The organism is Globicatella sp. PHS-GS-PNBC-21-1553 (assembly GCF_033564055.1).
Taxonomy (GTDB): Bacteria; Bacillota; Bacilli; order Lactobacillales; family Aerococcaceae; genus Globicatella; species Globicatella sulfidifaciens.
In genome coordinates, this window is record NZ_CP085470.1 from 448,063 (window position 1) to 460,962 (window position 12,900).

Below are 12,900 nucleotides of genomic sequence, written 5' to 3' on the forward strand. Positions count from 1 at the left end.
CACTCCTTTCTAGAATAATGAAGTTTGACTAACTTTTTTAGCAATTTGGTTTACAATGACCAGTAAAATCATATTAATAAGAGCATTAAATAAGCCAACCGCAGCGGCAAAGCTGTATTGTGCATCAAGTAAACCTTGCTTGTAAACAAAAGTCGCAATAACATTGGATGAATCCATATTTAAAGGGTTTTGTAATAAAATAATTTTCTCAAAGCCCATTGCCATTAAAGAACCGAAATTCATAATTAACAAAATAACCATTGTTGGAATAATGGTTGGAATATTAATATACCAATTACGTTGCCATCTAGTTGCCCCATCAATCGTTGCAGCTTCATGTAATTGTTCATCTACACCAGATAATACAGCAAAGTAAATGACTGAGCCCCAACCTGTTGATTGCCAAACACCAGATAAAACGTAAATAGTTTTAAACCATCGTGGATCTTGTAAAAATGCAGTGCGTTCAAATCCTAAAAAACTTAAGAAATGGTTAATAATCCCGGTTGAAGGTGACAAGAATGAAATAATCATCCCTGAAATAACCACAACAGAAATAAAATTGGGTGCATAGGTTGCCGTTTGAACAAACTTTTTAGCAAAGCCATCTTTAACTTCATTTAGTGCTAGCGCCAAAATAATCGGCAATGGAAACCCAACAATTAATGAATAAACATTAATGCCGACAGTATTTTTAACTAAGTCCCAAAAATAATATGAATTGAAAAATCTTTGAAAATGTTTAAAGCCTACCCACGGACTCCCTAAAATACCTAATGAAGGCATATAATCTTTAAAAGCGATAATAACCCCATACATTGGGAAATACGCAAAGATTAAAAAATATAGAAACGCAGGAAATGCAAAGAGGTATAAATAACGACTGTGATAAATTTTTTGCCATATCGTTTTTTCTTTATTCACACGACGAATTGGTTGTGATAGTTCCATAAATTTCACCCTTTCTTCTCATAACACCATCTTAAAACGCTTTCAACGTATTATCAATATGTGGTTTTTAAGATCATGTGTATTCTATCGGTTTTATTGTAACCATTTTCATAATGTTTTATAATATAGCTATCGCAGAAAGGAGAGGCTTATGAAAAAATATTTACTTATCTTCTTACTACTTTTATTATTGTTATTCGCACCACGTTTGTTAATAAGTTTAAAAAGTGATAGGATAATAATAGATGATTTTCCCGTAAGCGGACACATTGTTGACGAAACACCACTCAAAAGCATCGTTGCGACTCTAAAAAGTAATATTAAAGCTTCAAACGAAGAAAACAGCGATCACTATATTAACACACTCATTCCCTCTGCTCGAAAGGAAACCGAAAAAGAAATACGCACTTTCTTTGAAAAATATGATTTACACATCGAACTGATTTCAATTGAAGTAGTTGAACAAACCCCTGAAAGAGTCAAATTAAGAGTCGTACAACAAAGTGAAAATCACAATGATGCCGATTATCGCAATCATGAAGCTACAGTTGGTATGACTTTTATAAAAGTTAATGATCAGTGGTTAATAGCGGAAAGTATGATGGAAAATACAAAATTTAATTATGCGAAGGAATAGACGATGAATAAATTAACAACATTAACAGTAAATTTAGGTAATTTTATTTTGACGGTTTTGAAATTACATATTTTAGCCTTAATACATATTTTAAAAGGCGGAGTTATACTAGGTATATTTCCTGCCATGGCAACCATTTGGGATTTATATTTTGATTCTTTTAATACTGGTAAGGATCCCCAAATAACTCAATTTTCCAAAAAATGGCAAGCTTATTTTAAACATGCCAATTTAATTGGGTTTATTATATTAGTCTTTATCTTATTAATTAGTTATGAAATTCTATTAACCTTAAAAGTGTTACATTGGCCATGGTTAAGTCTTTTTTTACTGTTTATTTTATTCCTATTAATCGGCATTTTTATTTACAGTTTTGCTAGTCTAATTCGCTATGATTTATCCATAAATAATCATCTTAAACAAGGATTTTTTCTTTTACTGTGTTCAATCCCTGAATTCATTGCGGGAATTATTGGTGCAGCATTAGCCTTAGCTGTCTTAGCACTATTCCCTTTTCTAGCTTTTTTGCATCGATTCCGCTAATTATCTTTCCATTTGCTTGGTTTAGTTACCAAGCTGTGACAAAACTCGAGCGAAATCAAATGAATGGAGGTTCTTAATGTTAAAACGCAATTTTAAATCAAAATTTTATTTTTTATTGCCGTACATTCTGGTCTTCTTTATTCCTTTCTTTTGTTTATCGCTCCTTTTACATCATTACTTTATTGTCAATACACAAGAACAATTAGAACAATATGAAAAAAACAGCATACTCAAAACTGAGAATAATATTTATGATACGATTATTAGCTTAAATCAAATGACAAATAATATTAGCAATCATCCAAAATTAACTCGTTATTATGTAACCAATCGCGCAGTATTAAATGAAACTTCTGAGTTATTAAAGCAATATGCTAACATTAATTCTAATATCGATGAAATGATACTTTACTATCCTTTAGGAGACGAATATTACTATTCTTCCCAGGGGTTCTATGATTCGGATGCGATTATGAATCAAAAATTAAGAATTGATCAAGATTCATTTGCAGAATTTAATCACTTACTTAATTCAGACGCTTATGGTTTATTTCTAATCAAAAAAGTAAACACACCGCAATTAGTTTTTATATCAAATTTAAAAACGAGTAATTATAAAAGTGGGAAAGTAATATATTTCATTAATTCACCACGTTTTGTAAAACATTTTTCGTCAGAATATGAACACGATATCATCCTACTTAATCATAAAAATGAGTTTCTCTATAGCTCTAAAGATATAACAGAAGAAACTCTGCAACTTGCGAAACAACATCAGACTAACCAAAATTATAAGACACTAACAGCAGAAAAAGATTACGTCATTAGCTACGACACTATAGGGGTTCCTTTTAAAATCGTAACTATAATTAATAAAAACAAATTTAAAGCCCCTCTCAATCGTTTAAAATTCCTATTTTATTTTGGAATCGTTGCTTTGAGTTCTGTTGGCTTATGGATTTCTTGGTTCTTTACTAATCGACAATATCGCCCAGTAAAAAATATTGCCGATAGTCTACGAACAATCTTACCCAATGAAGTAAACGTTCATGCAGATGATACGAATATCTATCGCCACTTACAGAGTAATATTGATTTAATGATTGAAAATCAAAATGAATTATCACTACAATTAGAAAGACAAAAAAATCAGTATATTAATTCTTTATATAAAAGTGTTTTAGAAGGGAATACCTTGAATGAAACTGATCAACAATTTATGATGACGAATCTTAAAACGTTTGATCAATCAAAATATTTTACTATCATCATCAATTCAAATGAATTAATGGAAGAATTGGATGATATATTTCCTTTTGAAACAGAAAATTTTGAAGCTTTTCTCGTTAATGAACGCTTTATCAAACAATATCAACTAATCTTTTGTCATTATGATGCCAAGTATATTAATCCAACTGTCATTAGTGAAACGATATATCACTATATGTTACAAGAAGAATTAGAAAACTTTTCATTACTTGTAGGTAGATCGGGTTATCAAATACAGGATTTCTACTCTTCCTATTTAGACACTTTGTATTTACTTGAAAAGGATTCAACAAAATTTGGCGAATCTGAATCCATTTTATTTTTTAATATCAGTGATCAGACAGAGGAAACTGATGCAAATTACATTTTCTCAACTAATTTTATTAAATTAAGAAATTCAATCGAAAATGGAAATATTAGTACTTGTCAGACATCAGTAGAAGAAATCATTGAAATCGCCAAGAATCCTACTACCAATCAAATAATGTCAAAAACACTCTTATACGAAATTGTTAATTGCTTGATGAAATATGCTACAGAACACCAGATTAAAATTCCCCAATCGATTTATGATCAATTAGGCGCTAATTTTAATCCCTATAACGCAAAACAACCATTATTAGACTTTGCCAATTATATTTGTGAGCAAATGCAAGCTATCCTTGAGAAGAAAGAACAAGATCAAAATAACGAAGTCATTACTCAAATTTTAGCTAATTACCGTAATATTGACTTTAGCATCGAACAACTAGCTGATGATTTAAATGTTTCAGTTAATGCGATTAACCAAGTATTAAAGGAAAAAGTTGGGATTACTTTCAGTAAGTATGTACAACAATTGCGTTTCAATTATGTTAAGGAACAACTGGTGTCAACTGAATTAACCATTAAAGATATCATTCGTAACTCGGGTTACTTAGATGCTTCAAACTTTACAAGACAATTTAGAACTTTTTTTGGTTGCACACCTGGACAATATAGAACTCAATATAAAAATAAAGTATAAAAAAACTTTCGGCAGAATGATATTTACTCCATCCTGTCGAAAGTTTTATTTTTATCCTAATTGTGCGAGACGATACATCGTTAGCGCATATATTTCAAGGTTAAGAAATATATCATCTAAATCCCAATATTCATTCGGTTGATGAGCAATCCCTTTTTGTCCAGGAAAACTAGGTCCAAAGGGCACGATATTCGGGATTAATTTAGCATAGGTGCCGCCAGTGGTTGTAACCGGTGTTCCATCCATACTAGTGACATCTTGGTAGCTTTGTGACATTATTTTTATCTGAGGATGAGTTTTATCAAAGACTACGGGTTGCCAATTCGAAATGACTTCGATTATTATCGGGTAATTGGATAATTTATGTTGAATGTTCTTTATCAGTTGATCGTACGTAATGGTCGGTGGATAACTAATTGAAAAGGTAAAACTTACTAGTTTATCCGCAGAAGCTAGTTGAAATCCCCTTATCTCTAATTTGCCATATTCTATATGTTCCGTTGCGATACCTAAACGATCTCCTGAATCATTAGCTGCTAAGAAATAATCTGTCAATACTATCGAGAAAACATCCATATCACTCATTGATGAACTTAATTTGACTCTTAATCGACCGCGTTCACTGTAAACAGGTGGGTACTTACAATCAGGGGTATAGCCGTATTTAGGGGGACGTTCATTTGTTAAATAATGAGGAACATCATGAAACCCGCTTTCTTCATCACAACCAAAAATAATACGAATCGATAGAGGTAGGTCAATATTTTCCTCTTCACATATTTCTTTGACTACTTTCAAAGCGAATAAGTTGGTGTATATGGGGCCTTTATTATCTAAAACACCACGACTTATTATTTTATCTTCTACTATTTTACCACTAAAAGGAGGAACTAACCAACCATCCTCTACTTCTACTACATCAAGATGGCCCATCACTCCAACATAATCATGCTTATTCCCCCATTGGGCAAATCCCACTTGATTTTCAATATTATAAGTTTCAAAACCAAAAGAATTTGCTAAGGAAAGTGTATGTTCTAGCGCTTGTTTAATCGCTTTACCATACGGAGCATCATCTAAAGGAACGGATTTAATACTCGGTATTTGCACGATTTGTTGAATTGCAGTGATTAACTCTTGTCTGATTTCTTTACATCTCGCAATGATTTTTTCTTCAATTAAATTCATTTAAATTCCCTTTTCTTTCCAGAGGAGCGGTACGTGATTTCATATATTCATCTAACCACTCTGCACTTGCCGGCTCTATTTGACAATGTCCACCATTTATTTTATTCACTAAAAAAACTGTTGGAGATAAATTTGACGTAGCAACCACTATTGAAAAATTGTCAATATTAGTCGCTGCTCCCCAATTACCTGATTTATCCATTGCCACTACTGATAGATCACCCACTTTTTGACGTTTTGGGGTCAATTTTTGCATCGTTTTGTTAACCGCTGTTTCGCAGGCTGCTTGTGGGGAGAGTCCAGATTCCATAAGCCTTACAATCTCATATGAAATAACGCCTTTCATCAAATCTTCTCCTAGTCCTGTTGCGGTTGCAGCACCAATTTCACTATCTGCATAAAGTCCCGAACCAATAATCGGTGAATCGCCCAAACGACCTTTTTTCTTCATAAATAAACCACTTGAGCTCGTTCCTGCTACTAATTTTCCAGCTTGATCAAGACCCACAACACCAACCGTATCATGACCGATATAAGGCTTTAATTCTTGTTGCTTATCATCAAATAAACGATTATGATAATGAATTTTAGCTCTTTCAGTCAACATTGTTTTTCTTTCGAATCCCATCTGACTAGCGTATCGTTCAGCACCAACACCAGTCAAAAAATTATTTACAGGGTATTGACTTAACGAACGTGCAATCGCGATTGGATTAGCAAAATCCGTAATGCCACCCACTGCCCCAATATCAAAATTATCACCATCCATAAAAGCGGCATCCAATTCAACTTCCATTAATTCATTCGGTAATCCTCCATAACCTACTGATTTAAAGAAAGGAAAATCCTCAACTTTTTTAATTGCGATTTCCACAGCATCTGCACTTGAGATTCCTTGATTTAGTTGTAAACTAGCTTTGGTAATCCCTTCAAGTGACATCCGCCATGTACCAATCATTCCCCACATTTAATATAACCTCCTTGGAAATAATTTCAATGCTCTCAATTTTATCTTAACAGACTACCCACTTAGTGTGTATATGTGATTTATAAAAAATATGGAAAACACGCTCTTGGTAATTCCCTTATCCTACATGAAATAAAATATTTTAACTGTTATGATGATTTGATACAATGAAGATAATGACTTATAAGGAGGGGAAATATGCAATTACTAGCAATTGATATTGGGGGAACCAATGTAAAATTAGGATTAGTCGATGAACAAGGTCAAGTGTCACACCAAACTCACTTTCCAACATTAATGCATGAACTAGAAACCTTTGAATCAAGATTACTTAATCATCTTGAAATATATGCTACAAAACCTTTCAAAGGAATTGCAATTAGCTGTACTGGATTGGCAAGTCAAGAAAACTTAACCATTGGCGATGGAAATCCGATTTTAGAAGCTTTCGGCAAAACCATGCCCCAATTATTAATGAATCAATTTAAATTACCGATTAGTGTCGAAAATGATGGCAATTGTTCAATATTAGCTGAACATTGGTTAGGCGCCGCCAAAGGATATCAAAATGTCATATCGATTGTTATTGGGACTTCGATAGGTGGTGCCATTATGATTAATAACCAATTATATAAAGGAAATCACTTGTTAGCAGGAGAATTTGGTTATTCTTTATTTAAACAACCCAACCAACAATGGGAAATTTGGAGCATTGTCGGCTCTACACAAGGAATGGTCAATCAATTCAATCACCATACGAGCGGAATCGAAATTTTCCATCAATACCATCAAGGAAATCCAGAAGCTATACAAGTAGTCTATGAGTTTGTTGAAAAATTAGCCGTTCAATGTTACAACTTGCAATATATATTAGATCCTGATGTTATTTTAATTGGTGGGGGCGTTAGTGAAGAACCAGCACTCATTCCATTAGTAGAAAATAAAATAAAAGAAATCATTGAAAAAATCCCTTCAAATGTCATAATCCCCAAAATAGCGCGTTGTCACTTTGGAAACAATGCTAATTTGATTGGTGCCAGTAAACATTGGTTGAATATTTATGGAAAGAATAAAGGAGAATAATCATGCTCGAAATCTGTTGCGGAAGTTATGAAGATGCTTTAGCCGCCAATAATGGTGGGGCCAAACAAATTGAGTTAAATGCTGCTCTGGCACTCGGTGGTCTGACACCAAGCTTAGCTAGCTTAACTCTAACCAAACGTCATACCGATTTAAAAGTTATCTGTATGGTGCGTCCTCGCGGTGGTGGCTTTTGTTACAGTGAGAAAGAATTTGAAGTCATGATGGCTGATTGTCAATTATTGCTTGAAAATGGTGCTGACGGTATTGCTTTTGGTTTTCTAAATCCAGATCTGACTATTGATACAATTCGCACTCAAAAGATGATTGAGCTGATTCATCAGTATAAAAAAGAAGCGGTCTTTCACCGGGCGATTGATGTGGTCAATGATTACGCAGCCAGTATTGAAAACTTAATTAAACTCAATATCGACCGTATCTTAACGAGTGGGCAAAAAGAAAAAGCGCCGCAAGCAGTTGAACGACTCGCATCGATACAAGCACAATACGGAGCACAAGTTACTTTCTTAATGGGAAGTGGTGTCAATGAGAAGAATGCCGTAGAGTTAATGCAAACAACCGGCATCACCAATATTCACTCTTCTTGTAAAGATTGGCACCTAGACCCTACAACTGAAAATCACGGTGTCAGTTATGCTTATACCGATAATCCATCTCCACTGGCCTATGACGTGGTTTCGGAAGAAAAAGTACGAGAATTGGTGCGAATTGTTACAAAAGAAGGATTTATTCTCTAGTATACTTTTGTGGTAGTCTTCAAAAGTTGCTAGAGGTTTTTTCATTACAAAATGATCTTTACACTATTATATTTTTAGTTTGTCTTTTGTAATCTTCCACTCTATATTTTTTCACCACCATCTATTTTTATTTTTTACGTTTTGCTTTTTTCACTCTCATTTGCTGTTTATTCTTTCCTTACATATTTTACAACCCACTTTTTCACCTTTATTGATTATTTGTCTTTTAAACTCATGTTTTATTATTTTATTCCTTCCATTTTCATTTTTCACAATCATCCTTATTTCCATCTTTGCAACTAGTCTATTTTCACAAATACACACAGATGTCATGAAAAGCTTTCATTTGACTTTTTTGTCAAAACATTAGGCAAAATCTTCGAATTTCGCTTTCATAAATTTTCACCGTGTCTCATCTTGAGGCACGAAAACCCATGTTTTTTGAATTCATTTTCATTTTCATAAAATTTAAAATTTTTAAGCGACAAACTTATGAATTTCTTAATAAACTGTGATAAAATGTCTTAACATGAGACACGGAGGTTTGTTATGAAAGTCAATCTTCTTATTATCACTTCTGACTACTATTTAGTTGATAAATTCAAGCACTGAGCCAAGGATTTTCACAATCTTCAATTAACAATTCTAACTGACAAGCCGAATAAAGCATTCCAATATCTCGAACAACATCAACAAAATTTTGATGCAGTCTTAAGTTATGGTTATCCATTAACGGACATTCGGCAATATACCACTCTTCCCGTCGTCAAAGTGGAAAATAATCCTCTTGAACTATTAAGAATTCTCACTACCATGAACCAATACCATAATAAGACACTGATCGTCGGTGAGACAGCATTCATTGAGTTATGCCCGGATTTATGCCAACATCTAAATGTCGAATACCCCACCATCGTAACCAAATCCTTAACTAATTTTCAAGAAGATATGTCACGTTCAATTCTGAACCAATATCAATATTACATCTGTAGTCCTGCCCTTTATTCAATTTTGAAATTATACCCAGTCAAGCAAATCTCCAATACACTAGATGAAACCACCATCCAATCGAAATATCGCGAAATCATAAATATCGTGATGCCCATCAAGCAGTCGCTATTACAAGCACATATTCAAAATCAACTAACTCAAAAATTATCTATGAAATATGCTATCACTGACCAACAAAATCGTATTCTTATTTCTCATTTTCCTTACTTAGAAAGAGAACAATTACAGAAACAACTAAAACATTTAAGCGAAGAACAACCTACTATTATTGATGAAGCTAACAATCGTTATCAAGTAATCTGTAATATGATTACTTGGAAGGATTCGTTTTTTAATTTATATCAATTTGAGAAACTTCCACTATACCCATCGATTAAGCATACGGCTATTAAAGCTTTAATAATAGAAGCACTGAACGATCAAATTCAAAATGATTTCTTTTATTCAACAGTCCAAGAAAAGAGTCGTAATCTTGATATTAATAAATTGTTTACTCATTATTCAGCCGTTGTTATTTATGGTGAACAATACACTTTAAAATCAAGACTGGCTAATCTTTTAGCAAGTCAGCTTTCTAATCAACTTATCTATCAAATTGATTGTCGCTATATCGATAAACTTTTTTGGGAGTTATGGCCAGAAATATTAAAACAAGAAAATATCATAATCATCTTGAGACACGTTGAACAACTAGACCATGCACAAACGCAAATAATAATGAGCCATAATAAACACCAGTTACCGATGATTGCGATATATGAACTCAATGCCAATCATCCCAAACTTCACAGTGACTGGAATTCAGGTTATAGAATCTATATGGAGCCACTATCAGGGCAACAAGAAAATTTTGAAGAGATTATTGATATTTTTATACTTGATTTGAATTCGATACACGAAGGGATAGTGAGTACTTATACAACAGAAGCGATTAATACTTTAAAAGATTATCAATTTCCATAAAATTATGGTGAGTTAACCAGTATCATTAAATATCTGGTCGTCAATACCAAAAGTGGCGTCATCAATAAAACTGAAGTGAAATTCGCATTTAACCAATTATTAAAACACCCTATGCGAGAAGATTTAATAACCAAAGTGATATCTTATAATCACCCTAGCTTAGAAGAATATATTGAAGAGATTATTCGCTATAAAATTGAAGAAAATCAAGGAAGTATTAAAGAAACAGCAACTGAGCTAAAAATTAGTCGGAGTAAAATTTATCGTTATTTGGATAAAGAAGAGCGCAACCATCAAAAATAATGGTATCACCCATATTCTAGGCGAATAAAATAAATTTGTAATCATCCATCAATTATAATAAGATAAATGAAAAGAAAATAAGGAGGCAATATGAAATTAATTAAAGCAAGTTTTATAGCGTTCTTAATCACGATGATTATTTCCTCATTTATTTTATTCTTCACCTTAGATATTGGCGAATCTCCGGAAAAATCAGATGTTATTATTGTTGCTGGTGGACAATTATACCGTGAGGCCAAAGCAAAAGAACTTTTAGAACAAGGTTACAGTACCTCTAACAAAGTGATAGTTTCGCCCATTACTCAAAATCAAAAAAATGCTCGTCCCCCTGTCAATGATGATATCGTGAATCCCGATAATATAATTGCTGAACCAGTGGCAACGTCTACTTGGACAAATGCCACAGAATCAATAAAAATAATGGAGCAACATGGTTGGAAAACTGCTATAGTGGTAACCAGTGATTTTCACACTAGAAGAACCAAAATGACCTTTGAACGGGCAAAACGTAACAAAGACCTGAAATTTATTTATATATCTGCATATCCAAAACAATCAGATTATAAAAATTCCTATTTAACCAATAAAAATAATAGAAAATGGGCATTACGCGAAATATACAAATATTGGGGATATTGGTTTGGATTGTATTATTATGTTGATATATAAAATAGAATAACAACTGGCAGTGGGAAGTAAAGTTCCTCACCATATGTTGTGTTTTGAATAGACTATTGTTAAATAACCTCCTAAACTGACAATGATCAAATGTTCGTATTATCAGTAGGTGGTTATTATTATGGAAAAAATCGATGATATTAAATATATTCTGTCGCAACTACTAAATTTATCTTTACAAGATACTGGTGAAGTCGTCGAGATAGATAAAACAACCCTTTCATGTTCATTGGATAGTAAGATTCAAAAGTGTCCTTATTGTTGTTCCTCCCATCTTCACAGTAAGGGGTACTATAAAAAGAAGTATCGTTTACCTTTTAATCATAGTAACATCAAGATCGTTCTGCTTAAGATTAAACGTTTTAAGTGTCAAGAATGTCACGATTCTTTCTCGAATAGTATCGGGCTTACGCCTCGAAATTTCGCTATTCCGCATTCAACAATCGACAGTATTATGGAAAACCTGAAGAAGCCAAACGAAACGTTTAAGTCGACTGCCGAACATTTTTCTGTCTCAGAAACAACTGTAAAACGGTACTTTGATAAATATTATCATCCGTATAAATTCAATTTACTTTCAGTTTTATGTTTTGACGAAGTCTATATTCCCAGCTTAAATATTAGCTCTAATTATTTGAGTGTCCTATATGATTTTGAGAGAAAACGATTAATTGAAGTCATCTCTTCTAGAAAGAAAACGGATCTTCATCGTTATTTTTATCATTTAAATGAGAAAGAAAAAGAGAAAGTCCAATACATTTGTATGGTTATGTATCATACCTATTATGATATCGCAAGGATACATTTTAAAAAAGCTATCATTTGTATTGATTCCTTCCACGTGATCAAAACTTAAATGATAGCTTAGACAAAATCAGAGTACTGATTATGAACCAATACCATTCCGATTCTATTGAATATTATCTACTAAAAAACTGGAAATTTCTACTCTTTGATCGAAAAAGTAGTTTTCATAATAAGCCCCAATACAACCGTAAATTAAAACGCTATATCAATAAGGCTCAGTTATTCGAACTGATACTTCAAATTCATCCTGATTTAGAAAAAGCTTATCGTTTAGTAGATGAATACATTCTTTTTAATTCTTACGATGACTTACCTGAAAGAAAGTTACTCGAAATTGATTATTATATCAATAATTTTCTTAAATCAGGCATTCCTGAATTAGTGCAATTTGGTAAATTACTAACAAGGTGGAAAATAGAAATTTGTAACTCATTTACTAGGATAGACGGCATACGAATATCAAATGCTTTTACAGAAGCATCTAATGGAACGATAAAGGATATGATTCGAAACGCTAAAGGAATGCATTCCTTCGAACGTTGTCGAAACAGAATGATGTATGTTATTAATAAAGATAACTGGATATTAAGAGACTAATTTAACAATAAAATGTAAATCGATTACGAACATTCGAAAAAGAAATGCCCTATTTATTGTGGGTCTACACAAAAAGTTGTAGAGTCTATAAAATTTTATGACCAACAAAAATTGTCAAAGAGCCCATATTAAGCAAATAAAT

General features: G+C 32.7%; 12 protein-coding genes and 1 pseudogene. 10 read left to right on the forward strand and 3 right to left on the reverse strand.

Annotated elements, in window-relative coordinates; translation table 11 throughout:
* Positions 1 to 9: 9 nt before the first annotated feature.
* The gene (locus tag LB888_RS02085) at positions 10 to 951 is read right to left on the reverse strand and encodes an ABC transporter permease (protein WP_318753414.1); all 942 of its coding nucleotides are present in this window, start codon (positions 949 to 951) and stop codon (positions 10 to 12) included.
* Between the two features lie 151 nt (positions 952 to 1,102).
* Between LB888_RS02085 and LB888_RS02090 the strand changes: the two genes are divergently transcribed.
* The 3 genes from LB888_RS02090 to LB888_RS02100 all read left to right on the forward strand — a co-directional run bounded on the left by LB888_RS02090 (position 1,103) and on the right by LB888_RS02100 (position 4,406).
* Positions 1,103 to 1,588 carry a hypothetical protein gene (locus LB888_RS02090; protein ID WP_318753415.1) on the forward strand — a complete coding sequence of 162 codons (486 nt, stop codon included), beginning with the start codon at positions 1,103 to 1,105 and terminating at the stop codon, positions 1,586 to 1,588.
* Positions 1,589 to 1,591: 3 nt separating this feature from the next.
* Positions 1,592 to 2,131 carry a DUF624 domain-containing protein gene (locus tag LB888_RS02095; protein WP_318753416.1) on the forward strand — a complete coding sequence of 180 codons (540 nt, stop codon included), beginning with the start codon at positions 1,592 to 1,594 and terminating at the stop codon, positions 2,129 to 2,131.
* Positions 2,132 to 2,207: 76 nt separating this feature from the next.
* Complete coding sequence (locus tag LB888_RS02100) at positions 2,208 to 4,406, forward strand: AraC family transcriptional regulator (protein ID WP_318753417.1); 2,199 nt, start codon at positions 2,208 to 2,210, stop codon at positions 4,404 to 4,406.
* 51 nt (positions 4,407 to 4,457) lie between these two features.
* Here LB888_RS02100 and LB888_RS02105 read toward each other — a convergent pair whose 3' ends face one another.
* Positions 4,458 to 5,594 carry a M20/M25/M40 family metallo-hydrolase gene (locus tag LB888_RS02105; RefSeq protein WP_318753418.1) on the reverse strand — a complete coding sequence of 379 codons (1,137 nt, stop codon included), beginning with the start codon at positions 5,592 to 5,594 and terminating at the stop codon, positions 4,458 to 4,460.
* The gene (locus LB888_RS02110) at positions 5,581 to 6,561 is read right to left on the reverse strand and encodes a N(4)-(beta-N-acetylglucosaminyl)-L-asparaginase (protein WP_318753419.1); all 981 of its coding nucleotides are present in this window, start codon (positions 6,559 to 6,561) and stop codon (positions 5,581 to 5,583) included. Before LB888_RS02110 ends, LB888_RS02105 begins: the two co-directional genes overlap by 14 nt.
* A 198-nt stretch (positions 6,562 to 6,759) precedes the next feature.
* Between LB888_RS02110 and LB888_RS02115 the strand changes: the two genes are divergently transcribed.
* From LB888_RS02115 to LB888_RS12130, 7 genes and pseudogenes are all read left to right on the forward strand, one after another.
* Positions 6,760 to 7,644: an ROK family protein gene (locus LB888_RS02115; protein ID WP_318753420.1), complete on the forward strand. Its 885-nt coding sequence runs from the start codon at positions 6,760 to 6,762 to the stop codon at positions 7,642 to 7,644.
* Between the two features lie 2 nt (positions 7,645 to 7,646).
* A complete protein-coding gene (locus LB888_RS02120; RefSeq protein ID WP_318753421.1) occupies positions 7,647 to 8,399 on the forward strand; it encodes a copper homeostasis protein CutC in 753 nt (250 codons plus the stop codon).
* Positions 8,400 to 9,038: 639 nt separating this feature from the next.
* Positions 9,039 to 10,373 (forward strand): annotated as a pseudogene (locus LB888_RS02125) (PrpR N-terminal domain-containing protein); the annotation flags it as partial.
* Between the two features lie 75 nt (positions 10,374 to 10,448).
* Positions 10,449 to 10,676: a hypothetical protein gene (locus tag LB888_RS02130; RefSeq protein ID WP_318753422.1), complete on the forward strand. Its 228-nt coding sequence runs from the start codon at positions 10,449 to 10,451 to the stop codon at positions 10,674 to 10,676.
* Positions 10,677 to 10,766: 90 nt separating this feature from the next.
* Positions 10,767 to 11,345, forward strand: coding sequence for a YdcF family protein (locus LB888_RS02135; protein WP_318753423.1), 579 nt, complete (start codon positions 10,767 to 10,769; stop codon positions 11,343 to 11,345).
* A gap of 130 nt (positions 11,346 to 11,475) precedes the next feature.
* Positions 11,476 to 12,210: a transposase gene (locus LB888_RS12125; protein ID WP_412928166.1), complete on the forward strand. Its 735-nt coding sequence runs from the start codon at positions 11,476 to 11,478 to the stop codon at positions 12,208 to 12,210.
* Positions 12,211 to 12,242: 32 nt separating this feature from the next.
* On the forward strand, positions 12,243 to 12,758 hold the full coding sequence (locus LB888_RS12130; RefSeq protein WP_412928168.1) for a transposase: 516 nt from the start codon (positions 12,243 to 12,245) through the stop codon (positions 12,756 to 12,758).
* Positions 12,759 to 12,900 lie beyond the last annotated feature (142 nt).